The 23,711-nt window shown below is 73.3% G+C and carries 26 protein-coding genes and 1 pseudogene; 11 read left to right on the top strand and 16 right to left on the bottom strand.

Features of this window, described 5'->3' with window-relative positions:
- Positions 1–3: 3 nt before the first annotated feature.
- Positions 4–1,398, bottom strand: coding sequence for a PAS domain-containing protein (locus ACFWI8_RS04260; protein WP_387085406.1), 1,395 nt, complete (start codon positions 1,396–1,398; stop codon positions 4–6).
- 414 nt (positions 1,399–1,812) lie between these two features.
- Complete coding sequence (gene pdxH / locus ACFWI8_RS04255) at positions 1,813–2,511, bottom strand: pyridoxamine 5'-phosphate oxidase (protein WP_387085403.1); 699 nt, start codon at positions 2,509–2,511, stop codon at positions 1,813–1,815.
- 156 nt (positions 2,512–2,667) lie between these two features.
- On the opposite strand from pdxH, the gene ACFWI8_RS04250 reads away from it, so the two are divergent.
- Both ACFWI8_RS04250 and ACFWI8_RS04245 read left to right on the top strand, forming a co-directional pair.
- Positions 2,668–3,750: a citrate synthase 2 gene (locus ACFWI8_RS04250; RefSeq protein WP_387085400.1), complete on the top strand. Its 1,083-nt coding sequence runs from the start codon at positions 2,668–2,670 to the stop codon at positions 3,748–3,750.
- Positions 3,750–4,580: a PhzF family phenazine biosynthesis protein gene (locus ACFWI8_RS04245; RefSeq protein ID WP_387085397.1), complete on the top strand. Its 831-nt coding sequence runs from the start codon at positions 3,750–3,752 to the stop codon at positions 4,578–4,580. Before ACFWI8_RS04250 ends, ACFWI8_RS04245 begins: the two co-directional genes overlap by 1 nt.
- A gap of 212 nt (positions 4,581–4,792) precedes the next feature.
- Here the strand turns inward: ACFWI8_RS04245 and ACFWI8_RS04240 are convergent, their stop codons facing one another.
- The gene (locus ACFWI8_RS04240) at positions 4,793–5,827 is read right to left on the bottom strand and encodes an aldo/keto reductase (protein WP_387085394.1); all 1,035 of its coding nucleotides are present in this window, start codon (positions 5,825–5,827) and stop codon (positions 4,793–4,795) included.
- A 78-nt stretch (positions 5,828–5,905) separates the two neighbouring features.
- Between ACFWI8_RS04240 and ACFWI8_RS04235 the strand changes: the two genes are divergently transcribed.
- Positions 5,906–6,526 carry a TetR/AcrR family transcriptional regulator gene (locus ACFWI8_RS04235; protein WP_387085391.1) on the top strand — a complete coding sequence of 207 codons (621 nt, stop codon included), beginning with the start codon at positions 5,906–5,908 and terminating at the stop codon, positions 6,524–6,526.
- 12 nt (positions 6,527–6,538) lie between these two features.
- Here the strand turns inward: ACFWI8_RS04235 and ACFWI8_RS04230 are convergent, their stop codons facing one another.
- The gene (locus ACFWI8_RS04230; protein WP_387085388.1) at positions 6,539–6,667 is read right to left on the bottom strand and encodes a hypothetical protein; all 129 of its coding nucleotides are present in this window, start codon (positions 6,665–6,667) and stop codon (positions 6,539–6,541) included.
- A gap of 158 nt (positions 6,668–6,825) precedes the next feature.
- Positions 6,826–7,722, bottom strand: coding sequence for an SDR family oxidoreductase (locus tag ACFWI8_RS04225; protein WP_387085385.1), 897 nt, complete (start codon positions 7,720–7,722; stop codon positions 6,826–6,828).
- Between the two features lie 100 nt (positions 7,723–7,822).
- Here ACFWI8_RS04225 and ACFWI8_RS04220 point away from each other — a divergent pair, with 100 nt between their 5' ends.
- Positions 7,823–8,392 carry a helix-turn-helix domain-containing protein gene (locus tag ACFWI8_RS04220; RefSeq protein ID WP_387085383.1) on the top strand — a complete coding sequence of 190 codons (570 nt, stop codon included), beginning with the start codon at positions 7,823–7,825 and terminating at the stop codon, positions 8,390–8,392.
- Here ACFWI8_RS04220 and ACFWI8_RS04215 read toward each other — a convergent pair.
- Together ACFWI8_RS04215 and ACFWI8_RS04210 are read right to left on the bottom strand one after the other, a co-directional pair.
- Complete coding sequence (locus tag ACFWI8_RS04215) at positions 8,364–8,927, bottom strand: YbaK/EbsC family protein (RefSeq protein WP_387085380.1); 564 nt, start codon at positions 8,925–8,927, stop codon at positions 8,364–8,366. The two genes, ACFWI8_RS04220 and ACFWI8_RS04215, sit on opposite strands and share 29 nt — an antisense overlap.
- Positions 8,855–9,838 carry a DMT family transporter gene (locus ACFWI8_RS04210; RefSeq protein ID WP_387085377.1) on the bottom strand — a complete coding sequence of 328 codons (984 nt, stop codon included), beginning with the start codon at positions 9,836–9,838 and terminating at the stop codon, positions 8,855–8,857. Before ACFWI8_RS04210 ends, ACFWI8_RS04215 begins: the two co-directional genes overlap by 73 nt.
- Before the next feature lie 64 nt (positions 9,839–9,902).
- Between ACFWI8_RS04210 and ACFWI8_RS04205 the strand changes: the two genes are divergently transcribed.
- A complete protein-coding gene (locus ACFWI8_RS04205) occupies positions 9,903–10,823 on the top strand; it encodes a LysR substrate-binding domain-containing protein (RefSeq protein ID WP_387085374.1) in 921 nt (306 codons plus the stop codon).
- Between the two features lie 18 nt (positions 10,824–10,841).
- On the opposite strand, the gene ACFWI8_RS04200 is transcribed toward ACFWI8_RS04205, so the two are convergent.
- The gene (locus ACFWI8_RS04200; protein WP_387085371.1) at positions 10,842–11,774 is read right to left on the bottom strand and encodes an RNA polymerase sigma-70 factor; all 933 of its coding nucleotides are present in this window, start codon (positions 11,772–11,774) and stop codon (positions 10,842–10,844) included.
- Between the two features lie 87 nt (positions 11,775–11,861).
- The gene (locus tag ACFWI8_RS04195; protein ID WP_387085368.1) at positions 11,862–13,049 is read right to left on the bottom strand and encodes an NAD(P)/FAD-dependent oxidoreductase; all 1,188 of its coding nucleotides are present in this window, start codon (positions 13,047–13,049) and stop codon (positions 11,862–11,864) included.
- 158 nt (positions 13,050–13,207) lie between these two features.
- Here ACFWI8_RS04195 and ACFWI8_RS04190 point away from each other — a divergent pair, with 158 nt between their 5' ends.
- A complete protein-coding gene (locus ACFWI8_RS04190; protein WP_387085365.1) occupies positions 13,208–13,696 on the top strand; it encodes a GbsR/MarR family transcriptional regulator in 489 nt (162 codons plus the stop codon).
- Positions 13,697–13,726: 30 nt separating this feature from the next.
- Here ACFWI8_RS04190 and ACFWI8_RS04185 read toward each other — a convergent pair whose 3' ends face one another.
- On the bottom strand, positions 13,727–14,929 hold the full coding sequence (locus tag ACFWI8_RS04185; protein ID WP_387085362.1) for an RNA-guided endonuclease InsQ/TnpB family protein: 1,203 nt from the start codon (positions 14,927–14,929) through the stop codon (positions 13,727–13,729).
- 149 nt (positions 14,930–15,078) lie between these two features.
- On the opposite strand from ACFWI8_RS04185, the gene ACFWI8_RS04180 reads away from it, so the two are divergent.
- The gene (locus ACFWI8_RS04180) at positions 15,079–15,351 is read left to right on the top strand and encodes a hypothetical protein (RefSeq protein ID WP_311600179.1); all 273 of its coding nucleotides are present in this window, start codon (positions 15,079–15,081) and stop codon (positions 15,349–15,351) included.
- Positions 15,352–15,357: 6 nt separating this feature from the next.
- Here the strand turns inward: ACFWI8_RS04180 and ACFWI8_RS04175 are convergent, their stop codons facing one another.
- Positions 15,358–16,563, bottom strand: coding sequence for an MFS transporter (locus ACFWI8_RS04175; RefSeq protein ID WP_387085359.1), 1,206 nt, complete (start codon positions 16,561–16,563; stop codon positions 15,358–15,360).
- Positions 16,564–16,656: 93 nt separating this feature from the next.
- Here ACFWI8_RS04175 and ACFWI8_RS04170 point away from each other — a divergent pair, with 93 nt between their 5' ends.
- Positions 16,657–17,232, top strand: a complete 576-nt coding sequence (locus ACFWI8_RS04170; protein WP_387085356.1) for a TetR/AcrR family transcriptional regulator — start codon at positions 16,657–16,659, stop codon at positions 17,230–17,232.
- Here ACFWI8_RS04170 and ACFWI8_RS04165 read toward each other — a convergent pair.
- The 4 genes from ACFWI8_RS04165 to ACFWI8_RS04150 all read right to left on the bottom strand — a co-directional run bounded on the left by ACFWI8_RS04165 (position 17,195) and on the right by ACFWI8_RS04150 (position 19,385).
- Complete coding sequence (locus ACFWI8_RS04165; RefSeq protein ID WP_387085353.1) at positions 17,195–17,701, bottom strand: DUF1203 domain-containing protein; 507 nt, start codon at positions 17,699–17,701, stop codon at positions 17,195–17,197. The genes ACFWI8_RS04170 and ACFWI8_RS04165 overlap by 38 nt on opposite strands.
- An 80-nt stretch (positions 17,702–17,781) precedes the next feature.
- Positions 17,782–18,429 carry an SRPBCC family protein gene (locus ACFWI8_RS04160; RefSeq protein WP_387085350.1) on the bottom strand — a complete coding sequence of 216 codons (648 nt, stop codon included), beginning with the start codon at positions 18,427–18,429 and terminating at the stop codon, positions 17,782–17,784.
- Complete coding sequence (locus ACFWI8_RS04155) at positions 18,426–18,767, bottom strand: ArsR/SmtB family transcription factor (protein WP_387085347.1); 342 nt, start codon at positions 18,765–18,767, stop codon at positions 18,426–18,428. Before ACFWI8_RS04155 ends, ACFWI8_RS04160 begins: the two co-directional genes overlap by 4 nt.
- 39 nt (positions 18,768–18,806) lie before the next feature.
- The gene (locus ACFWI8_RS04150) at positions 18,807–19,385 is read right to left on the bottom strand and encodes a GNAT family N-acetyltransferase (protein ID WP_387085344.1); all 579 of its coding nucleotides are present in this window, start codon (positions 19,383–19,385) and stop codon (positions 18,807–18,809) included.
- A 55-nt stretch (positions 19,386–19,440) separates the two neighbouring features.
- Here ACFWI8_RS04150 and ACFWI8_RS04145 point away from each other — a divergent pair, with 55 nt between their 5' ends.
- The 3 genes and pseudogenes from ACFWI8_RS04145 to ACFWI8_RS04135 all read left to right on the top strand — a co-directional run.
- Positions 19,441–20,037, top strand: a complete 597-nt coding sequence (locus tag ACFWI8_RS04145) for a TetR/AcrR family transcriptional regulator (protein ID WP_387085341.1) — start codon at positions 19,441–19,443, stop codon at positions 20,035–20,037.
- Between the two features lie 87 nt (positions 20,038–20,124).
- Positions 20,125–21,279: an MFS transporter gene (locus tag ACFWI8_RS04140; protein WP_387085338.1), complete on the top strand. Its 1,155-nt coding sequence runs from the start codon at positions 20,125–20,127 to the stop codon at positions 21,277–21,279.
- A gap of 41 nt (positions 21,280–21,320) precedes the next feature.
- Positions 21,321–21,920: pseudogene (locus ACFWI8_RS04135) on the top strand (GNAT family N-acetyltransferase); the annotation flags it as partial.
- A 32-nt stretch (positions 21,921–21,952) separates the two neighbouring features.
- Here the strand turns inward: ACFWI8_RS04135 and ACFWI8_RS04130 are convergent.
- Complete coding sequence (locus tag ACFWI8_RS04130; protein ID WP_387085334.1) at positions 21,953–23,473, bottom strand: sodium:solute symporter family protein; 1,521 nt, start codon at positions 23,471–23,473, stop codon at positions 21,953–21,955.
- Positions 23,474–23,711: the final 238 nt, after the last annotated feature.

The raw sequence follows: 23,711 nt of genomic DNA, 5'->3' as shown, positions 1-23,711 counted from the left end.
CCGCTAGGTCCGCGCCGGACCGTGCAGGTCGATCGCCGCCGCCACCCGCAGCGCCACGTCCTCGCCGTAGGCCGCGTCCGCGCGGTCGAACGGCCGCCGGCTCGCGCCCCGCAGGAAGGTGAGCACCCCCAGGCTCCGGCCCCTGCTGCGCAGCACCACGCACAGCGCGTGCTCCGCGTCCTTCGGCCAGCGGTGCTCCACCGCCCAGCTGGACCGGGAGACGCCGCCGGTGGCCCGCACCGCGATGCCGCGCTCCAGCGCCTGGAGCGCCGGATGTCCCTGCCGGTAGCGGACGGCCACCCCGCGGGCGCCCGAGGCCGCGCCGAAGGCGCCGGGGCTCTCGGCGGTCCGCACCAGGGTGGCGGCCTTGGGCGAGACGGTGTCGAGCAGCGCGTGGTCGGCGAAGCCGGGGAGCGCGTAGTGGAGGTGGAGCACCGCCGCCTCCAGCGGGTCCTCGCACTCGGCCGCCGCCCTGGCCGCGCGCGACAGCTGCTCGTCCCTGAACCGCCGCCTGGCGACGCCACGCGCCTGCCGCCTGGCGCGGGTGACGTCCTGGAAGACCCAGGCCACGCCGAGCGGCGCCGGCTCGGGCCCGGCCGGCGCGCCGAGCCGCAGGAAGCCGCTGACCAGGCAGCGTCGGGCGTCCCCCGAGGGTCCCGGGCTCGGCTCACCGAAGCCGTCCTCGTGGGTGCCGTCGTCGAGCAGCGTCAGCCACAGTTCGACGGGGCCGGCCGGCGGCTGGCCGGCGAGCGCCTGTTCGAGGCCGCTCTCCAGCTCGTCGAGCCCCGCGCCGAAGAACTCGCCGAGCGGCTCCCCCAGCATGTCGACCGGCGTCACCGCGAGCGCCTCGGCCGCCGCGTCGTTGACGGCCACGGTGCGCAGGTCGGCGTCGAGCAGCACGGTGGCCCAGGAGCCGCACTCGCCGAGCAGGGCCTCGCTCAGCGCCAGGTTCCGCTCCAGGTCGAGCTGGGCGTGCGCTTCACCGAAGGCGCAGTAGACGCCGGTCGGCCGGCCGTCAGGCTCCCGCACGGCCGTGGTCTTGGCCCGCACGAGTATCCGGCCGCCGTCCTTCCTGACCAGGGGGAACTCCTGGAAGGGCCGTCCGGCGCCGTCCTCGGCCGGCGACCGCAGCGCGGCCAGCAGCCGGTCCATCACGTCGGCGGCGTCGGCCTCCCGCACCGCCCAGCCGCCGAGCCCGGCCCGGCCCACGGCCTGCTCGCGCGACCAGCCGAGCATCCGCTCGGCCTTCCGGTTCCAGTGGGTGATCCGGCCGGCGGTGTCGACCGCGAACAGGGCCGCCTCCATGCCGTCAAGCAGTGCGGCCAGCAGCCGGTCGTCGGCGGTCGTGGCCCTGCCGGGGGCCGAGACCCGGCCGGAAACCTCGGAGTGAGTGGTCACCTGGTACCCCCAGCACAGGAGAGTGAGCGCCGGTCGCGTGCGCCGGACCATTCAACTGCACGGTGACGCCCGTCACATAGGGTTCGGCCGAATCTGGTGCGCGTGGGATCGTTTCGAAATTCGCTTGTGACACCCCGGGGCTCGCGCCTAGCGTGTGGGGTACACGAGAAGGGAGGTGGTTCGGCAGATGTATGACAACCGGACGCGTGAGGTGACTGCGGCCTAGCGGTCGCCGTCCCACGACGTGTGGTGCCGGCACCGCCCGGCAATACCAAGCAGTCACCCGATCCGCGGGCCGCCGGTAAGTCCGGCCGGCTCCCCGGGGCCGAGAGGCCCGGGGGACCAGGCCCGCGGATCGTTCTTTTCTCCTTTTTCGGGGCCCTTCTTTTTGGGGGCCCTTCCTCGCGGCGGCCGCTACGGGCAGAGGCGCTCCACCGCCCACCCGGCGCCCGCCCGCACGTACCGCAGCCGGTCGTGCAGCCGGTTCTCCCGGCCCTGCCAGAACTCGACGGCGTCGGGCACCACCCGGTATCCGCCCCACTGCGAGGGCGCCGGCACGTCCACGCCCTCCGGGTAGCGGTCGGCGAGCTCCGCGTACAGCTGGTCGAGCTCGGCGCGCGAGGCCACCCGCGACGACTGCTCGCTGGCCCACGCGCCGAGCTGCGAGCCGTGCGGCCGGGTCCTGAAGTAGGCGGCCGTCTCGTCCCGCCCGGTGCGCTCCGCGGTGCCGGAGACGATCACCTGGCGGGCGATGCCGTGCCAGGGGAAGAGGAGCGAGACGAGCGGGTTCGCCTCGATGTCCCGGCCCTTGCGGGAGCCGTAGTTGGTGAAGAAGACGAAGCCGCGCCGGTCGAAGCGCTTGAGCAGCACCGTCCTGCTGCTGGGGCGGCCCGCGGCGTCCGCGGTGGCGAGGACCATCGCGTTGGGCTCGTGCAGCCCGCTGTCCACCGCCTGCGCGAACCAGTGCTCGAACTGCTCGAACGGGTCGGCTGCCAGGTCGCTCTCGTCGAGGCCCGCGTCACGGTACCTGGCGCGCATCGCGGCCGGATCGAGCTGCGGGCTTGGGGCTTGGGGGGCGTTGTCGGCGTGGGACACGCCGATATCTTGCAACATGCCGCCGACAGTCTCGCCGGGCTCGGGGTTTTGTCCCGTGCTCTGTGGCCCGGTGACACCGGGAGTTAAGGTGACCGCCAGACTTATCGTGCGAATTCATCGCGTGCCGCCCCCACCACGAGGCGCGCGCTACCCGCGCTACCGAGGAGCCGCCTGATGTCCGAGTTCGTTCCCGGGCTCGAGGGAGTCGTCGCGTTCGAGACGGAGATCGCCGAGCCGGACCGGGAGGGCGGCGCCCTGCGCTACCGGGGCGTGGACATCGAGGAACTGGTCGGCCAGGTCACCTTCGGCGAGGTGTGGGGCCTGCTGGTGGACGGCTCGTTCACGCCGGGTCTGCCGCCGGCCGAGCCGTTCCCCATCCCGGTGCACTCGGGGGACGTGCGGGTGGACGTGCAGGCGGCGCTCGCGATGCTGTCGCCGGTGTGGGGGCTGCGGCCGCTGCTGGACATCGACGCCGCCCAGGCGCGGGACGACCTGGCGCGGGCCGCGGTGATGGCGCTGAGCTTCGTCGCCCAGTCGGCGCGCGGCGCGGGCCTGCCGATGGTGCCGCAGCGCGAGATCGACAAGGCGGACAGCATCACCGAGCGCTTCCTGCGCCGCTGGCGCGGCGAGCCCGACCCGAGGCACGTGGCCGCGCTGGACGCGTACTGGATCTCGGCCGCCGAGCACGGCATGAACTCGTCGACGTTCACCGCCCGTGTCGTCGCCTCCACCGGCGCCGACGTGGCCGCCGCGCTGTCGGGCGCGGTGGGCGCGATGTCGGGCCCGCTGCACGGCGGGGCGCCGGCCCGGGTGCTCGGCATGATCGAGGAGATCGAGCGGAGCGGCGACGCGGAGGGCTATGTGCGGCGGAAGCTGGACGCCGGCGAGCGGCTGATGGGTTTCGGCCACCGCGTGTACCGGGCCGAGGACCCGCGCGCCCGGGTGCTGCGGGAGACGGCGCGGGAGCTCGACGCCCCGCGCTACCAGGTGGCGGCGGCGCTGGAGCGGGCCGCGCTGGCCGAGCTGTCGGCGCGCCGCCCCGACCGGGTGCTGGCCACCAACGTGGAGTTCTGGGCGGCGATCGTGCTGGACTTCGCCGAGGTGCCGGCGCACATGTTCACCGCGATGTTCACCTGTGCGCGGACGGCCGGCTGGTCGGCGCACATCCTGGAGCAGAAGCGCACCGGCCGGCTGATCCGGCCCTCCGCGCGCTACGTGGGTCCTGCCCCGCGCGGGCGTGACGAGGTGGCGGGCTGATGGCGTCCCACGAGTTCGTCATCGCCGACGTCTTCACCGAACGGGCCCTGAGCGGCAACCAGTTGGCGGTCTTCCCGGACGCGCGTGGGCTTTCGGACGCCGACATGGCGGCACTCACCCGCGAGTTCGGCTTCTCGGAGACCACGTTCGTGCTGCCGCCGGACGATCCGGCGCACACCTGCCGGGTGCGGATCTTCAACCCGGCCGAGGAGATGGTGTTCGCCGGCCATCCCACGGTCGGGACGGCCGCCGTGCTGGCCGCGTCGGGGCGCGCGTCGAGCGGCCGGCTGGTCTTCGAGGAGGGCATCGGGCCGGTGCCGGTGGAGGTCTCGGGCTCCTTCGCCCGCTTCACGGTGACCGCGCCCTACGAGTCCCCCGAGGACCGCCCGGACGTGCCGGCCGTGGCGGCCGCGCTCTCGCTCGCCCCCGGGGAGGTCGTCGAGGCGTGGTTCGGTGGCCTCGGCAACCGCTTCTGCTACGTGCGGCTGGCCGACCGGGCCACGGTGGACCGGGTCGTGGTCGACGTGGCGGCCCGGCGCGCGGGTCTTGCGGGCGCCTGGTCGTCCGACCTGTACGTCTTCGCCGGCGACGACCGGCCGTACGCCCGCTCCTTCCCGGACACCCCGACCATCCCCGAGGACCCGGCCACCGGCTCCGCCGTCACCGGCCTGGTCGCCGCCCTGGCGAAGGGCGGCGATCTGGAGGTCACCGTCGAGCAGGGCGTGGCGATGGGCCGGCCGAGCGTGATCGAGGCCACCGCGCACGCCTCGGGCGCCGTGTCCATCGGCGGCCACACGGTGGTCGTCGGCCAGGGCACGATCACGCTGTAGCGGCAGCGGCCGGGCCAGGCCGGACAACCGGTCAGGGCGGTCAGGGCCACCCATCCGCCGGGCGCGGCCAAGCGCGAAGTCGGTTTGCCTGCGGCAGCCGAGGAGAGGGACCAGCCGAGGCCGGCCCGACCGGCCGCCCGGGTGCCGCACCGGCTGGACGACCGCCAGGCCGAGACGACGGCCCGGCCCGCCCGGCCAGGGTCTCGGACCGGCTAGACGACCGCCGGGTTGAGGCGGGCGAAGCCCTCCTGGCGACGGTAGGGGAAGTACGGGTAGGCCGCCTCGGTCGCGCTCGCCGCGTCGAGGCGGGCCACCTGGTCTTCGGTGAGGGCCCAGCCGACGGCGCCGAGGTTGTCGCGCAGCTGCCGCTCGTTCCGCGCGCCGATGATGACCGAGGAGACGGTAGGGCGCCGCAGCAGCCAGTTGATCGCGACCTGGGGGACGGTCCTGCCGGTCTCGGCGGCGATCTCGTCGAGCGCGTCCACCACGCGGTACAGCAGCTCGTCGGGGACCGGCGGCCCGAAGGCGGCGGTGGCGTGCAGCCGGCTGCCCGCCGGCAGCGGCTGGTCGCGGCGCACCTTCCCGGTGAGCCGGCCCCAGCCCAGCGGGCTCCACACCAGCGCGCCGACGCCCTGGTCGAGGCCGAGCGGCATCAGCTCCCACTCGTAGTCGCGGCCGACGAGGGAGTAGTAGACCTGGTGGGCGACGTAGCGGGGGTGCCCGTGCCGTTCGGCGGCGGAGAGGGACTTCATCAGCTGCCAGCCGGAGAAGTTGGAGACCCCGACGTAGCGCAGCTTGCCGGCCCGCACCAGGTCGTCGAGGGTGGCGAGCACCTCCTCGACGGGCGTGGCGGCGTCGAAGGCGTGGAGTTGGAAGAGGTCGATGTGGTCGGTGCCGAGGCGGCGCAGCGCGGCGTCGGTCGCGGCGATCAGCCGGGACCTGGAGGTGCCGGCCTCGCCGGGCCCCTCGCCCGTCGGCAGGGCGGCCTTGGTGGAGATCAGCACCCGGTCCCTGCGGCCCCTGATCGCCTGTCCCAGCACCTCCTCCGAGGCGCCGGCGGAGTAGACGTCCGCGGTGTCGAAGAGCGTGACGCCGGCGTCCAGGCAGATGTCGACCAGGCGCCGCGCCTCCTCGGCGTCGCTGGTCCCCCACGCCCCGAACAGCGGCCCCTGGCCGCCGAAGGTGCCCGTGCCGAAGCTCAGGGCCGGAACCGTCAGCCCGGACGCGCCGAGTCGTCGGTACTCCATGAGTCACCCCACCTTCCTTAACGGGGCTACAGTCCCTTTAGTGCGATGTGCGGTAGCGTACCACCGGAGGGGCGCTTAATGGAACAGGGATCCCGTTACGGCCAGCCCGGCCAGACCAGACCCGGCGGCCGGACCGCGCGCGTGCGCGCCGCCGTACTGCGCGCCGCCGGCGACGCGCTCGCCGAACACGGCTTCGACCGGCTCGACCTCGCCGACGTGGCCCGCCGCGCGGGCGTCGGCCGCACCACGGTCTACCGCCGCTGGGCCACGCCGGCCGGCCTGGTCGCCGACCTGCTCGTCGAGATGGCCACCGAGTCCCTGCCCCGCACCGAGTCGGGGGCTCTCCTTGACGACCTCAGGGCCAACGCGCGGCTGGTCTGCCGCACCCTCGCCGACCCGCGCCAGGGCCCGCTGTTCAAGGCGGTGATCGCCGCCGCCACCGCCGACGAGGACGCGGCCGCCGCGCTCCGCCGCTTCTACGCCACCCGCATCGCCGAGTGGGCACCCTGCGTCGAACAGGCCGTCGCCCGCGGCGAGTTGCCGTCCGGCACGGATCCGCACGAGGTGGTCGCCGCGGTCTCAGCCCCCCTCTACTACCGCCTGCTCGCCAGCGGCGACCCCCTGGACGAGGCCGCCGCCGACCGCGCCGCGGCGGCCGCGGCGGCGGCGGCCCGCGCCGGCGCGTTCGTGGTCGCCTGAGCCCGGCGAGCGTCAGGCGAAGGCGCCGCGGTGGGCTCGGGCCCACTCCTCGAAGGCGCGCGGCTCGCGCCCGGTGACCTCCCGCACGGTCGAGTACACCCGCGGCTCGTCGAGGACACCGTCCGCGATGAACGCCAACAACGCGGCTACCGGCAGTGGTTCACGGAGGCGCCCCGGGTCGGCAGGCGCCCGTCGCGGGAGCGGGTGCTGGCGCGGTTCGCGAGCGCTTCCGCGAACTGGCCGCCAGGCCCGCGCCGTGGCCGAACCGCTGCTGGACGCCCACGGCCGACGCTGACCGGTCAGGCGGTCGGCGCGGCGAAGTAGTGGCCCTGGTCCAGGTCTTCCAGGAGGCCGGGGCCCGTCGGCCGCCAGCCGAGGAGTTCGCGGGTGAGCGCGCTCGACGCCGGGATGTCCTCGGCGAAGAACCTGCCGATCCAGCCGAAGTGGTCCGGCGCGTCCGCCGGGTCGACGGAGGCCACCGGCAGGCCGAGGTGGCGGCCGATCACCTCGGCGATCTCGCGGGTCGGGACGCCCTCCTCGGCGGTCCCGTGCAGCACGGAGCCGGCCGGCGCCTTCTCGACCGCGAGCCGGAACAGCCGCGCGGCGTCGCTCCTGTGCACCCCGGGCCACCGGTTGGCGCCGTCGCCGACGTAGCCGGCGACGCCCTTGGCCCGGGCGACGCCGATCAGGGTCGCGAGGAAGCCGCCGTCGCCCTCGCCGTGCACGGAGGGTGCCAGCCGCACCACCGACGGGCGGACGCCGCGTTCGGCGAGCGCGAGCGCCGCCCGCGCCGAGACGACGCGGGGGGACGAGTTGGCCGGCATGTCCCGCTCGGTGCTGGTGCGCCCGGCCGGCAGGCCGACGAACCCGGAGGCGATGACCAGCGGCCGGTCGGAGCCCTCCAGGGCGGCGCCCATCGCCTCGATGGCCCGCAGGTCGGTGCGGGCCGCGCTCTCGTACCGCGAGAAGTCGTGGATGAACGCCAGGTGGACGACCCCGTCCGAGGCGGCGGCGCCGGCCCGCAGACCGTCGAGGTCGTCGAGGGAGCCGCGCAGCACCTCGGCGCCGGCGGCGGCGACCGTCTCGGCGGCGGCGTCCGAGCGGGCGAGCCCGACCACCTCGTGGCCGGCGGCGAGGAGTTCCGGGACGACGGCGGAACCGATGAATCCGGACGCGCCGGTGACGAACACACGCATGGCAAGCACTCCAGTCGGTCGTGACAGCAGAAGGATGTCAGTGACTGTCGTCAACGCTAGCATCCGATGTCAGAGACTGCCATCACGTAGGATTCACGCCATGGGTCGATGGGAGCCGAACGCGCGCGGCCGCCTACAGCAGGCGGCTCTCGACCTGTACGTCGAGCGCGGCTACGGGCAGACCACCGTGGCGGAGATCGCCAGGCGGGCCGGCCTGACGGAGCGCACGTTCTTCCGGCACTTCGCCGACAAGCGCGAGGTCCTCTTCGCCGGCTCGGACGAGCTGCGCGAGCTGTTCGCGAGCACCGTCGCCGCCGCCCCCGCCACCGCGGCCCCGATCGACGCGGTCGCCGCCGCCCTCGACGCCGCGGCCGACTCGTTCCGGGAGCGCCGGGACCACGCGCGCCGCCGGCAGGGCGTCGTCGTCGCCAACGCCGAGCTCCAGGAACGCGAGTTGACCAAACTCGCCGGCCTCTCCGCCGCCGTCGCCGACGCCCTGCGCCGGCGCGGCCTCCCGGAACCGGCCGCCAGCCTGACGGCCGAGGCCGGCATCGCCGTCTTCAAGGTCGCCTTCGAGCGCTGGACCGCCGCGGCCGAGACCCGCGACCTGTCCGACCTCGTCCACGAGTCGCTGGACGAGCTCAAGTCCATGGCGAAGTGCGCGGATTGAGCACCGACGGCCCGGCGACGGGTTCGACGCGCGGCCCGGCGAGCGCCGCGTAGTCGGCGCCGGACATGACCAGCGAGCGGTCCAGCCGCGCCGCGTTGAAGTACAGCTCCGGGCTCGCGACGACGGCCGGGTCGGCGACGAGTTCGAGGTCCGGGTCGAAGCTGAAGGGCAGGACCGAGCCGGGGACCGCGCGGGCCAGCCGCTCGGCCGTGGCCGCGTCGCTGAAACCCACGTAGCGGGCGGCGAACAGCGCCCGCACGGCGTCGATGTCCACCCGCCGGTCGCCGGGGACGACCGCCAGCACGTGCCGGGTGGTGCGCCTGTCGACCTTCACCCGCAGGATCACGCACTTCGCCGCGTGCGCCACCGGATGCCCGCGGAGCGCGCTCACGGCCTCGGTCGCCCCCTCGGGATCGTGGTCGATGAGCCGGTACGGCGTCCCCGTCGTGTCGAGCAGCTCGATCAGGCGGCGGTAGGTGTCGTGCTCGTGTCCGTGGTCGTGGTCGTGGTCGTGGTCGTGGTCGTGGTCGGGCATGGATCGTCGTCCCTCGTGTCCTTCTCGGTGGTCCGGTGGGCGCGCTCGACGGCCTGCCCCCAGTACGTCCCGGCGACCAGCAGCGCGGCGCCGAGACCGGCGAGCACGGTGAGCCGTTCGCCGCCGAGGCAGAGCCCGACCGCGACGGCCCAGATCGGCTCGGTGCCGAGCAGCAGGCTGGCCCGGCTGGCCGAGGTCCGCTGCACCGCCCAGGTCTGCGCCAGGAACGCGAACACGCTGCAGAACAGCGCCAGATAGGCCAGCTGCGCCCAGGTCGCCGCGGTGCCGCCGACCAGCGTCCCGGCGTCGGCCAGTGCCGGCGGCAGGAACAGCACCGTGCCGACGGCGGTCTGCACGGCCGTCAACTGGAGTGGCCGCACCGGGCGGTGGGCGGTGAGCCGGCCGACGAGCGCGACATGCCCCGCCCGCACCACGGCCGCCGCCAGCATCAACAGGTCGCCGGAGCGCGGCTCCCGCAACCCGTCACCGGCCATCAGCAGACCGACCGCGAGCACGCACACCCCCGCCGCCAGGTAGAACACCGGCGGCAGCGGGCCGCGCCCGCCGCCGCGGTCGAGCAGCGGGGTGAGCACGATCGTCAGGCTGATGATCAGCCCCGCGTTGGCGGCACTGGTGTGCGCCACCCCGTACGTCTCCAGCACCAGGATCGCCGCCTGGGTGACGCCGAGCAGCGCCCCGACCCGGGTCTCCTCCCGGGTCGGCCGGCGGGTGGCGACCAGCAGCCCGCAGGCGAGCGCCGAGATCGCGTACCGCGCGAACAGCACTACCAACACGGGCAGCGCGACGGTGGCCGTCTTGGCCGCCAGATAACTGGAGCCCCAGACGATCGCGACCAGCAGGAGCACCACGTCGGTGCGGCGGGCGTCGAGCACGGCACCACGCTGCCGCATCGGCGACGCTGAAGCCCAGTACCAGCTTCTGAAACGACCTTGTAGCGGAGCTACAGTGTCCCGGGTGGACCCCCGGCAGCTCCGCATCCTCCGCGAGCTCGGCGAACTGGGCAGCGTCAGCGCCGTCGCCGAGGCGCTGCTCGTGACCCCGTCGGCGATCTCGCAGCAACTGCGGCTGCTGCAGCGCTCGATCCCCGTCCCGCTCACCGAACGCGCCGGCCGCCGCGTGGTGTTGACCGACGCCGGCCAGGCGCTCGCCGCCGCGGCCGTCGAGGTCGAGACCGCCCTGGCGCGGGCCCGGCACTCCGTGGCCGACTTCGCCGAACGCCCCGACGGCACGGTCTCGTTGGCCGCCTTCCACAGCGCGGCCGCCGCCTTCTTCCCGCTCCTGCTGCGTGGCCTCGCCGGCCCCGACGCCCCTCGCCTCGCGCTGGCCGACGAGGACGTGACCCAGGACCGTTTCCCGCTCCTCACCCGCGACTACGACCTGGTGCTCGCCCACCGCCTCGACCACGCACCGCCCTGGCCGCGCACGGTCACCGCCAGCACGCTGCTGCGGGAGCCGCTCGACGTGGCGCTGCCTGCCGACCACCCGCTGGCCGCCCGCCGGCGGCTCTACCCGCGCGACGTGGCCGACCAGCCGTGGATCACCGTGCACGACGGCTTCCCGCTGATGGCCACCATCGAGGCCATCGCCGCGGCGGCCGGCCGCCGGCTGGACCTCGTGCACCGCGTCAACGAGTTCGCCGTCGTCGCCGAGGCGGTGGCCGCCGGCGGCGGGCTGGCCCTGATGCCGCGCTGGACCACCCGCCCGCACCCGGCCCTCGTTCTCCGCCCGCTCGCCGGCGTCCACGCGCACCGCCACATCGACGCCCTGCACCGCCCGGAACGCGCGGCGCGCCGGGCGGTCCGCACCGTCCTCGCCGAGCTCCACCGCGCCGCCGCGACGATCCGGGGCCGGGACGCGGCACCCGGCGACCGGTGACGGCGGCGCCGGGCGCGCTCAGCGCAGGGTGAGCGGGGTCTCGGAGTCGATGTGGACCAGCTTCTGCGGGTTGCGCACGTAGTAGAGGCCGGTGATGCGGGTGTCCTCGACGCGCACCGCCATGACGCCGTCGAGTTCCCCGTCCATGTGCAGGGCCAGGGCGGGGCCGCCGTTGACCATGGTCTCCTCGACGACGAGGCTGACGTCGTGCTTGGTGAGGCCGCCGACGATGAAGCGGGCCACCTTGTCGGCGCCGCTGACCGGCCGGGGCGTGGCCTGCCTGATGCCGCCCCCGTCGCTGATCGCCACGACGTCGGGGGCGAGCACGTCGAGCAGGCCCTGCACGTCCCGGGTCTCGATCGCGCGCCGGAACGCCTCGACGGCCGCCTCGGCCTGCCGCGCGGTGACCGACCGGCGCGGGCGGCGGGCCTCGACGTGGCGGCGCGCGCGGTGGGCGATCTGGTGCACGGCCGCGGGGGTCTTGTCGACCGCGGCGGCGATCTCGTCATAGCCGAACCCGAACGCCTCCCGCAGCACGAACACCGCCCGTTCGGTGGGGGTCAGCGTCTCGAGCACGAGCATCAGCGCCATCGACACGCTCTCGGCGAGTTCGACGTCGGCGGCCACGTCCGGAGTGGTGAGCAGCGGCTCCGGCAGCCAGGAACCCACGTACGCCTCCCTGCGGCGTTTCGCCGACCGAAGCCGGTTGAGCGCCTGGCGGGTGGTGATCCGCACCAGGTAGGCGCGGGGTTCTCTGACCTGCGCCGCGTCGACCTCGACCCAGCGCAGCCAGGTCTCCTGCAGGACGTCGTCCGCGTCGGCCGCGGAGCCGAGCATCTCGTAGGCGACGGTGAACAGCAGGCTGCGGTGGGCGAGGAACGTCTCCGTCGCCTCGCGGGTGTCCTCGCCGCCGGCCCCTCGCCGCCCACCGGTTTCACCTGTCGTGCTCATGAGTCCTTCTCCCTGTCTCGCGTCGGTGGCCGTTCGTCCCGGCCCGCCGGGTCGCCGACGACGTGTGTGGGAACAGCATCCGCTGCCCTACGCGACCGGCGCCGCGTCGCCGTGGCGGGCCCGCAGCTGGGCCGGCCGGTGCTTGCCGTCCTTGGGCCAGGAGTGGGAGCCGGGCTTCCGCGCCTCGGTCACCAGGTGCTTGACGCTGAAGTCGCAGGAGATCTCCTTCAGTTTCCGGCCCACCGGCCCGCTGAAGTACAGCCGCGTCGCGGTGTCGTCCTTGCGGCCGAGCTGGAAGATCCCGGCGCCGCGGCCGAAGCTGATGCACATGGCAGGGAACGACAGGTCGACCGGCGTCGGCTGGTCGCCCGCGATCCGCTTCAGCACGGTGTCGGCGGCGTGGGCGCCCAGGCATCCCGCGGCGTAGGCGCTCATCCGGAACGGCAGGTCGGACGGTGCCGACGAGTCGCCCGCCGCGACGACGCGCTCGTCGTCGACGCTGGTCAGCGTCTCGTCGGTGAGCAGCCGGCCGGCGGCGTCGGTGCGCAGCCCGCTGCGGTGGGCGAGGTCGGGCACGCCGAAGCCCACGGCCCAGACGGTGACCCGGCTCGGCACCGTGCGACCGTCCCCGAGTTCCACGGCCTCCCGGGTCACCGCGGTGACCGCGGTGTCGGGGCCTTCGAGGACGTCGACCCCCAACCTGGCGAGGTACGTCCGGGCGGTGCGTCGCGCCCGGGGGTGCAGGTAGGGGCCGAGGACACCCCCGCAGACCAGCGTGACGGCGCGGCCCCGCTCCGCCAGTTCCGCGGCGGTCTCGATGCCGGTCGGACCGCCCCCGACGACCGTCACCCGAGCTGTCACGGGCGTGTCGTCGAGTACCGACCGCAGGCGCCGCGCCGCCTCCAGGGTCGCGACCGGGTGGGCGAACTCGGCCGCGCCCGGCACCCGCGGGGCGGAGGCGCCGCTGCCGACGGCGTAGATCAGGTAGTCGTAGCCGAGTTCGCCGCCCCCGGTCAGGGCCACCGTGCGCGCGGCCGCGTCGATCCGGGCCGCGCTGTCGACGACCAGCCGGACGCCGTCGGCCAGGACGGCCTCGTAGTCGACGACCGCGTCGTGGGTCCCGGCCACCAGCTGGTGCAGGCGCAGCCGGGGGACGAAGACCGGGCGCGGGTTGATCACGGTCACGGTCACGTCGTCGCGCCGCGTCAGACGGTTGGCCGCCATCACCCCGGCGTATCCGCCGCCGATCACGACCACGTCGGTGCTCCTGCTCATGGTGTCTCCTTCACTCCGAGGGGCTCGGTCACAGGACACCGCGGCGACCAGGATCCTGACATGATGTGAGGCAGATCACTCGGTGAGGGCCCACCGTGAACCAAACCAAGATGACAGAGATCTGTGTCATCTCAGCCGAAGGCGTTACGCTGGCCCCCGTGTCCCACGACGCGCGCCTCGTCTTCGCCGACCACGTAGGTCGCTTCTACGCCCGCCAGCACGGCTTTCCGCCGATGGCCGGGCGGCTGCTCGGCCATCTCCTGGTCTGCGACCCGCCGCGCCAGACCATCGACGAGTTGGGCGAGGCGTTGCTGGCCAGCCGCAGCGCCGTCACCGGCGCGGTCAAGCTGCTGGAGTCCTACCGACTGGTGCGGCGGACGCGGACCGCGGGTGAGCGGATGGACCGGGTGGGGCTCGACCCGGCGAGCCAGCAGCCGCAGAACTTCGACTCCGCCGTCCACCGCGAACAGGCCGCGCTGTTCCGCGAGGGGCTCGCGCTGCTCGCCGAGGCACCGCCCGAACGGCGGGCCCCGCTCGCGGAGTTGGTCGCGCTCGCGGACTTCCTCAGCGAGCGACTGCCGGCGCTGCTCGACGAGTGGCACACACACCGCGACAGGCTTCGAGCAACAGGAGAGCTGCCCTCTTGACTTCCTCCCCCTCCTGAAGGAGGGGGATTCCTACGGCTCGCGCCGTGGGGTTTCCTGCTTCGTCGCCGACTGCCCGCCCGGAGAACTCCGTTGAGGTCTTACACCAGCTCCACAGGCTGTCACCGCCAGTCCGGCGGCCAGCAGGTTTCTCGCCGCGTTCACGTCCCGGTCGTGGGTCGTCCCGCAGTCACACCTCCAGGTACGGACGTTGAGCGGCATCTTCTCCTGGAGGGTGCCGCAAGCGGAGCACAGCCTGGAGGAGGGGAAGAAGCGGTCGACGGCGATCACTTCCCGCCCGTACCAGGCGGCCTTGTACTCCAGCATGCTCCGGAAGTCCGACCATGCCGCGTCGCTGATGGCGCGGGCCGGACTCCGGTTCTTGACCATGTTGCGAACGGTCAGGTCCTCGATAGCGATCGTTTGGTTTTCACGAACGAGTCGAGTGGTGAGGTTGTTCAGACCGTCACGGCGACGGTCGGCGATCCGGGCGTAGATCTTGGCGACCTTGTGCCGGGCCTTCCCGCGGTTGGTGCCGTCGCCCTTGGCCTTCTTCGCCAAACGGCGCTGAGCCAGGGCGAGACGGGCGCGGTCGCGGCGTTCATGCCTCGGGTTAGCGATCTTCTCGCCGGTCGACAGCGTCAGGAGGTGGTCACGGCCGACGTCGATACCGACCGCGTTGCCGTTCGCGGGGAGCGGCTTGACGCTCGCGTCCTCGCACAGCCGGGAGACGAACCAGCGTCCGGCAGCGTCCTGGGAGACGGTCACCGTCGAAGGGCTCGCGCCCTCCGGCAGGGGCCTGGACCACACGATGTCGAGCGGTTCCCTCATCTTCGCCAGGGTCAGCTCTCCGTCGCGGAGGCGGAACCCGCTGGTGGTGTACTCGGCGGACTTCCTCGACCTCTTCCGCGACTTGAAGCGCGGGTACTTCGCCCGCTTGCCGATGAAGCTGGTGAACGCCGCCTGAAGGTGCCGAAGGGTCTGCTGGAGCGGGACCGAGGAGACCTCGTTGAGGTACGCGAGTTCCTCGGTTTTCTTCCACGCCGTCAGCATCGCCGACGTCTGGTTGTAGTTCACTCGCTCCTGTCGTGCCCACGCCTCCGTACGGGCCGCGAGAGCGAGGTTGTAGACCTTCCGAACACAGCCGAACGTGCGCGACAGCTCGGCTGCCTGCGCATCCGTCGGACAGAAGCGGTACCTGAACGCCCGCCTCACACAGCCCGTGGCCACGCTCACAAACCAGAGGGACCACAGCTAAAGATCAAACTCACGGATCAGAGCACGGTTTCTCGCCCTGGGGGCGAAACCCCGCTCCTTGCCCTGCTCCGCGGGAGTTTCGTTTCCTCCCCCGGCTGAAGCCGGGGGTACCCACGAAAGGAGTTCAGATGACCGACTTCGACACCGATCTGCCCACCCTCCGGGCCCTGGCCGAACGAGGCGACGGCGACGCGATCGACATCCTCGTCGAACTCGCCGGCGAGCGCGGCGACCTGGCCGAACTGCGCCACCTCTCCGACGCCGGCAGCGCCACCGCCACCGACCAGCTGATCGAGCTGGCCACCGAGTTGGAGGACCTGCCCGAGCTGCGCCGGCTCGCCGCGGCCGGCGACGCCACCGCGGCCGAACAGCTCGCGGAGCTCACCGAGACGGAGTGCTGAGCGCGGCTACCCCTCCACGGTGACGCGCGCGGGCGTGGCCCGGCGGGCGCCGGCGGCCGGGGCGAGGAAGATCGCCGCGGCGGCGAAGACGAGGACGACCGTCATGGCGGCGCGCAGGCCGTAGTGGTCGCCGAGGAAGCCGAGCCCTGGCGGCCCCACGAGGAAGGCGACGTAGCCGATCATCGCCACCAGGCTGACGCGCGCCGCCGAGTCGGGTCCCGAGTCGCCGGCCGCGGACAGGGCGAGGGGGAAGCCGAGGGAGGCCCCCAGCCCCCACAGCAGCACGGCCGCGCCGGCGAACACGGGGGAGTCGGCGAAGACGACGACGGCGAGGCCCAGCGTCGCGGACAGCGCGCTGGCCCGGACGACCGGGACCCGGCCGAGGCGGTCGATGAAGAAGCCGCCGCCGAACCGGCCGATCGCCATGGCGGCGGCGAAGCCGGCGTAGACGGCCGAACCCAGGGCGGGGTCCATGTCGTGGCCGTCGACCATGAGAAGCGGCAGCCAGTCGTTGGCGGCGCCCTCGGCCAGTGCCATGGTCAGGACGATGCCGCCGATCAGCAGCAGGCGCCGGTCCTTCCAGACCGCCGCTCCGGCCGCCCGCGGGTCGGCCTCGGCGCCCCGTGCCGCGCCGTGGGTCCTGCCGACCCCGGAGGGGATGGCTCGCAACGCGTACAGGAACATCCCGGCCGTGACGAAGGACATGGCGGCCAGGTGCCAGTGCACCGGGAAGTCGACGGCCGTGCACAGGATGCCGAGCGAGGCCCCCAGGACGGTGCCCAGGCTGAAGAAGCCGTGCAGGGTGGGCAGCACCGTCCGGCCGGCGATCCGCTCGACCTCGGCGCCGTCGACGTTGACCGCCACCTCTCCGCCGCCCATGCCGGCGCCGAAGAGGAACAGCCCGGCCGTGACGGCGGGGGCGGAGGAGAGCAGGGAGCCGCCGCCGACGACGACCAGGCTGAGGACGACGAGCAGCGTGCCCGCGCCCATGACCGGCCTGGTGCCGAACCTGGCCACCAGCGTGCCCGAACCCAGCACGCCCAGCATGGAGCCGGCCGACAGGCCGAACAGGACGATGCCCAGCTGCGCGGTCGAGGCGTCCAACAGGTCCCTGATGTCGGGCGTGCGCGTCACCCAGGAGGAGATCGAGAGACCGGGGATCAGGAAGAAGAGGAACAATGCCGTGCGGCGACGACGTGTGGCCGGATCCATCACAACAGTTCGGTCCCAACGCGACAGGGGCAACCCCCTCCGAAAAGTATGTACAAATGTACACGCCTGGGGGGAGGTGAGGAAGGGGCGACCATGGCAGGGAACTCGCGAGGCCCGAACGACCCGGGACGCCGGGACCGCATCGTGGAGGCGGCGCTCGACGTGATCGCCGAGCACGGCGTCACGGGCGCCACGCAGCGACGCGTCGCCGAGGCCGCCGGCGTCCCGCTCGGGTCGATGACGTACTACTTCGAAGGCCGGCAACAACTGCTCGTCGAGGCGTTCACCCGGCTCGCACAGTCGATGTCCGCCCGGTACCGGAGACTGCTGGACGCCGCCGAGACCGTCCAGGAGGCCCGCGACGCCGTCGTGGAGATCATCTGCGGCCCCCTCTGGGGAAGCCCGCGGGACCTCGTGCTCAGCTACGAGCTGTACGCCTTCGCCGCACGCGACCCGGCCCTGCTCGGCGTCATCCGGTCCTGGATGCGCGCCAGCCGCGCGGCGCTGAGCAGGCACTTCGACCCGAGGACGGCCCGGGCCCTGGACGCGCTGGTGGAGGGCTTCAGCATCCACAACCACCTGGACGACGAACCCATGAGCCGAGAGGACATCGCCGCCGTCGTACGCGCGGTCAGCGCGGGCCCGGCTCCACGGCCGGCCGACGGGTGACGGCGAACATGTAGCAGCCCCAGGCGACGTTGCGGCTGTGCAGCCGCACCACCTCGGGGTCCGCGAGGAGTTCGGCGATCACCCGGTCCGGGTCCCGGCCGTCGTGCACGGTGGTCGCGTCGTGGATCCAGCCGCGGGCGTCGTACGCCCGCAGCACCTGCGGCCGGCCACGCCAGTCGGCGGGGTAGCCGGTGAGGGCCGCCGGCCCCGCGCACGGTTCGGCGTGCGCCAACACCGCGCCCACCTCGCGGTAGGGGCTGGCCGCCCCCGGGAGCGGCGGCTGGTAGCCGAAGAGCAGCAGTTCCTCGCCAGGAGCGGCGTCCCGCAGGCAGCACCTGACGGGCTCGCCGCCCGCCGCGGTGAGGCGTTCGGCCGGGGTCCCGAAGGCGTCGACGCCCCGCGCCCGCACGTCGGCCAGCACCTCGCCGGGCAGCGCGTGGACCCGGAAGGCGACCGTGGATGTCGTCATGCGCCCAGGCTCACCGCTCAGCCGCCGATCGGCTGGCGTGGATCGGACATGGCGTTCGGTCGGCCGCCGGGGCGCCCGGGCTACTGAGGCGCGTCGCCCGCGGGGGCGTAGAACTCGGTGGTGGCCGCCGTCGCCGCCGCGACCTCGGCCGGGTCGGCGCCGGAGGCGGCGTGGACCGCGCCCCAGGCCCGGGCGCTGAGGGTGTTGAACTCCCTGGCCTCCGGCCTGTCGTGCCAGGTCGCGGGGTCCAGTTCCTCGCCCCGCAGGTGGTGGTCGAGGCCGAGCAGTCCGCCGTCCCAGCCGACGCCGGTGGCGCCGGGGCCGAACTTCTTCCAGAACTCGGCGGGGACGACGGCGGCGTGTTCGAGTTCGAGGATCGTCTCGCCGTCCTCGGCGGGGGCGAGCCGCAGCTCGACCTCGCTGATGTCCCTGTCGGTGGCGTTCTCGCCGTAGACCCAGGTCACGCGGAGCAGCCGGGGCGGTTCGCAGTGCAGGATCTCGCCCCGCGCGTTGCCCTCCAGCTGGTAGCTCCCGCCGAGCCGCAGGTCGCCGGTGACCGGCAGGAACCAGCGGGCCAGCCGCTCGGGGTCGGTGCAGGCGTCCCAGACGTCCTCGATCGGGGCGGCGTAGCCGCGCCGCAGCAGGACGGCGGTGCCCTCGCCGGCGGGGATGCGCTTCTTCCCCAACTCGCGGTGGACGGCGTTGATCCGGTCGGCGATCTCGCTCATGAGTCCTCGTTCTTCCTTCGCTCTCGTCTGCCTCGGGCGAGCTCGGTGGCCAGCGCGTCGAGCCGCTGGTTCCAGAACCCGCGGAAGTGGTCAAGCCAGGCGTCGACCTCGCGCAGCGGCCCCGGGTCGACCGCGTAGAGGCGGCGGGTGCCCTCCGCTCGGACGGTGGTGAAGCCGTTCTCCCGCAGCACCTTGAGGTGCTGGGACACGGCGGGCTGGGAGATGCCGAACTCCTCCCGTATGACCCCGCTGACGGCGCCTGACGACTGCTCGCCCCCGGCGAGCAGCTCCAGGATCCGGCGCCGGACGGGATCCCCGAGGACGTCGAACGCGTGCACGGCAGGACTCTTTCATTCGCAACTTATATAAGTCAAGCCTTATGCGATCACCAGGGGCATGGCGAAGCGCCGGCAGACGTGCACGCGGGCGAACCGCTCCCGCATCGCCCGCTCGTGACGCAGGTCGGCGTGGAGGAACAGGCCCACCGGCCGGAGGTCGGGGTGCGGCTCGGCGACGGCGCGCGCCGGTTCCGCCGGGTCGGTGTACGCGTGGGCGAAGACATGCAGGTAGTGGGCGCTCTCGGCGAAGCCCATGACCCGGTACCAGTGGAGGGTGCCGGGATCGTCCCTGGTCCAGGCGTCCAGCGTCACGACCCCGAGGGCGCGCAGACGGGAGCGGGCCTCGGCGAGGAGGTCCCGGGCGATGCCGCGCCGCTGGTGGTCGGGATGGACCGCGACCGTGTCGATGGTCGCCGAGTCGCGCTCGACGAGGACGTCGAGGATGCCGACCACGGTGCCGGCCGGGTCGACGGCGACGAGCGCGAGGCCGGGCTCCGGGATGTGCGGCTTGGCGCGGTCGACGTCGTCGAAGTAGGCGGTGGCGAGGAAGGACAGGACCCGGCAACGAAGCCAGGACGCCTCGTCGGCGGGCGCGTAGTCGCGCACGAGATGGCTCACGGCCGGGATCCTCGCGTATTGGACCGAGCGATGCAAAACCTGTTACGGTCGCCGCATGGCCCGACCGAGGACGTTCGACGAGGAGCGGGCCCTGGACGCCGCGATGCGGGTGTTCTGGGAGAAGGGGTATGAGGCCACCTCGACCCAGGACCTGTGCGAGGCGACGGGGCTCGGGCGCAGCAGCGTCTACAACACCTTCCGCAGCAAGCACGACCTGTTCCGGCGAGCGCTCGGGCGCTATCTGGACGGGATGACGGAGGCGCAGCTCGGGGTGTTGGAGGACGCGGGGCGGCCGGGGGGCGAGCGGGTCCGCGCGCTGTTGGCGTCGATCGTCGCGGGAGAGGCCGAACACCGGGCCGCCGGGCGGGTGCTCGGCTGCCTGGGGGTGAACACCACCGTCGAACTGGCGGCGCGGGACGCGGCGGCGGCGGAGTTGCTGGCGCGGGACACCGCGCGACGGCTGGCCGCGCTGCGCGAGGCGCTGGCCGCCGGGCAGCGGGACGGCAGCGTCGCGTCGGCGCGGGACCCCGGCGAGTTGGCCCGGTTCGTCAACGCGACGATCGCCGGGATCCGGGTCTCCAGCCAGGGCGGCGCCGACCAGGCCACGCTGGAGTCGATCGCCGAGATCGCCCTGGGCGCGTTGCTGCGCTGACACACGAGTCGAGAACGCCCGCGGTTTCGCGCGGGCAGGTTTTGAACTGATCGATCCATAACGGGAGACCCGATGAGGAGTGGGGCAGTGCCACGTGCCGTGTACGTGTTGGCCCTCGGCATCTTCGCCATGGTGACGAGCGAGTTCGTCGTGGCGGGACTGATGCCGCGGTTGGCGGACGGCCTGGACGCCACCGTGCCACAGGTCGGCTATCTGATCACCGCGTTCGCCGTGGCCATGGCCGTCGGCGGGCCCTTCCTGACCGTGGCGCTGCTGCGGGTGACGCCGAAGAACGCGCTGCTGCTGCTGTTCGCCGTCTTCCTCGCCGGCAACGTGCTGGCCGCGACCGCCACCGACTACGCCACCATGCTGGTGGCCAGGATCGTCACCGGCGTCGCGTCGCAGGCGTTCTTCGGGGTGGCGATCTCGCTCGCCGTGCGGCTGACCCGCGCCGAGACCCGCGGCCGGGCGATAGCGGTGGTGATGAACGGGCTGATGCTCGGCACCCTGCTCGGGCTGCCGCTGTCCACGCTGGTCGGCGAGCGGTTCGGCTGGCGGGCCGCGTTCTGGGTGATCTCGGCGATCGCGGTGGTCGCGGCGGCGACGACGCTCGTCGGTGTGCCGGCGCTGGCGCGGGCCGAGGAGGAGGGCGGCTTCCGGCAGGAGCTCGGCGTGTTCCGCCGGCCGCGCCTGTGGCTGGCGCTCTCCACCAGCACGCTGATCATCGGCGCCACCTTCGCCGCGTTCAGCTACCTCAACCCGATCCTCACCGAGCTGACCGGCTTCGCCACCGGCACCGTGCCGCTGCTGCTGATCGCCTACGGCGCGGCGACCGTCGTCGGCAACACGGTCGTCGGCCGGCTCGCCGACCGGCACGCGGTGCCGGTGCTGGCCGCCGGGCTCGGGCTCAACGCGGTCTTCCTCGCCGGCTTCGCGCTGCTGGCCGAGGTGCCGGTCGCGGCCGTGGCCTTCCTGCTGGGCGTCGGCCTGGTCGGCGTGACCATGAACCCGGCGATGGTGACCAGGGTGCAGCGCACCGGCAACGCCCGGCCGCTGGTGAACACCGTCCACTCCTCCTTCATCACGCTCGGCGTGATCCTCGGCTCCTCGCTCGGCGCCCTCGCCATCGACGCCTGGGGACTGCGCGCCACTCTGTGGCTGGGGGCCGCCATGGCCGTGCTCGGGCTGCTCACACTGCTGCCGGACGCGGGGCGCCGGCGGCCCGAGGAGGCCCCCATGTAATGTTCGAACCTCAGAGTTGACCATTACGACTGGAGGGCGTGATGAACGGCGCGGACGCGGCCATACCCGAGTTGGTGCTGGCCTGGGCGGCGGGCTGGGCGGTGTCGCGGGGGACGCCGCCGCCGGTCGAGCGGCCGTGGGGGGTGCGGATCGACGTCGGCCTCCCCCACGCCATGGGCCGGCACGTGCTGCCGGCGGCCGACGAGGCGGGCGTCCGGGGCGTCGTCGGCGCGGTCACCGTGCCCACCACCCAGCTCAAGGTGTTCGTCGACGTCGAGACCGTGGCCGGCTGGCTCACCCCGGACTGGACCGAGGGCGACCACGGCCATCTGATGGCCACCACGCTGCGCGCCTCCGCGCCACGGGTGCCCGACGGCTACCGCCTCGCCGTGGAGACGACCGCCGGGGTGACGCGGGCGCGGGTGTTCGCCGCCGACGGTTCGCTGGCGGCACGCGGGCAGGTCGCCCCGGTCGGCGCCGCCGCCGTGGTCGACCAGGTCGAGACCCACCCGGCCCACCAGCGGCGCGGCCTCGGCTCCCTGGTGATGCGGACGCTCGCCGACGAGGCCGTCGAACGCGGCGCGGCCACCGGCGTCCTGGGCGCCACCGACGAGGGCCGCGCCCTCTACGAGACCCTGGGCTGGACGGTGGCCGCGCCGCTCACCGCGTTCGTCTACCGGGCGGTCAGCGCGCCGCCCTCCGGCTCGGCCTGGGCCGAAGTGGACGGCTCGGGATCGGAGTTGAGCGAGTCGAGCAGCGCGTCCGTCTCCGGCTTGGGCTCGGGCCGCAGCATCCCGACCCCGACGTAGAGGACCAGCGACGTCAGCAGCGGCAGGCCGACGATGGCGGCCTGCTCGGCGCCGTCCACGACGTAGCGGACGACGTACCAGACGAGGAGACCGCCCGCCCACGAGGTGATCGCGGCGGTCGGCCCGACCCGGCGGAACCACGGCAGCAGGCCGAGCATCAGCGGGATGGATATCGGGCCCATGGTGGCGGCCACCAGCTCCACCACGGTGTCGAGCACGAAGCCCTCGCCGCCGGTGGTGATGGCGATGGTCATGGAGAGGGCGACGAACAGCACGGTGGTGACGCGGGCGAACGTCAGCTGCGCGGACTCCGTCAGCCGCCGCACGCGCGGCACGAGCACCGGGGCGATGTCGCGGGTGATGACGGCGGTGATGACGTTGGAGTCGGAGGCCACCATCGCCATGGTGTGCGAGAAGAACCCGGCCAGCATCAGGCCGATCAGGCCCGCCGGCAGCAGCTCCCTGGCGAGCGCGATGTAGGACTCCTCGCCGTTGCTGAGTCCGGGCACGATCAGCGGCGCGGCGATCATCGGCAGGAAGAGGACCAACGGCCAGACCAGCCACAGCGCGCTGGAGAGCAGCGCGGCGCGGCGCGCGTCGGAACCGGAGGGCGAGGCCATGTAGCGCTGCGCCAGGTTCCACATGCCGCCGTTGTACTCGAAGGTCTTCACCAGCAGGAACGCGAGGATGAGCCAGGTGGTGACGGTGCCGTTGACCGGGTCGCCGTGGCCGTCTGGCAGGTCGCCCCACATCGTGAACGGGAAGCCGACGCCGAGTTCGATCATCACGGCGAGCAGCATGGCGACGCCGGCCACGGCCTGGATGACGAACTGCCCCATGTCGGTGAGGACGTCGGCCCACAGGCCGCCGACGGTCATGTAGGCCATGGTGGCGATGCCGGTGAAGATGATGCCGACCTCGATGGGGATGTCGGCGAAGCCGCGCAACAGGACCGAGATCGCGACCCACTTGGCGGCGATGTCGACGACCTTGAGGGCGGCGCCGCTGTAGGCGAGCACCTGCTGGGTGGGCAGGTTGTAGCGGCGGGTCAGGTACTCCAGCGGGGACTTGACGTCGTGCTTGGCCCGCAGCCGGTTCCAGCGGGCCGCGAAGAGGAAGGCGCCGACGCCGACGCCGAGTCCGATGGTGAGCGGCCACCAGAAGTAGACGGTGATACCGCTGTTGTACGCGACGGCGGCGAACGCGACGAACATCACCGCGCTGTAGCCCGACATGTGGTGCGACACCCCCGACAGCCACCAGGGGATCTGCCCCCTGGCCGTGAAGAAGTCGGCCACGCTGTGGATGCGGTTCTTCGACCACCAGCCGATGGCTACCACGACGAGGAAGTAACCAGCGACCACGATCCAGTCCAACGCTGACATCGCGGCTCCTATGGAAAGGGGAGAGGGGAGGATCTCGCGCGCGTGGTGCCAAAGCGTTCACATACAGGAACAGAGGACATTGTCATGAACAGACCTCGCCACGATAGGAGCCGCCCAAACCACCGTCAATAGACCGGACGGAGTCCCTGCGGGGCCACGCCGCGCACCGGCGCGGCGCGCCGGGTAGCGGCCGCCGGTCGGCGGCGCGGCCGGGCCGGCCACGGCCGCGGCCGACGCC

The organism is Streptomyces sp. NPDC127098, from assembly GCF_042722465.1.
Classification (GTDB): Bacteria; Actinomycetota; Actinomycetes; order Streptomycetales; family Streptomycetaceae; genus Streptomyces; species Streptomyces millisiae.
The sequence above is the reverse complement of the archived record's forward strand: the minus strand, read 5'-3'. Positions and strand labels throughout refer to the sequence as shown.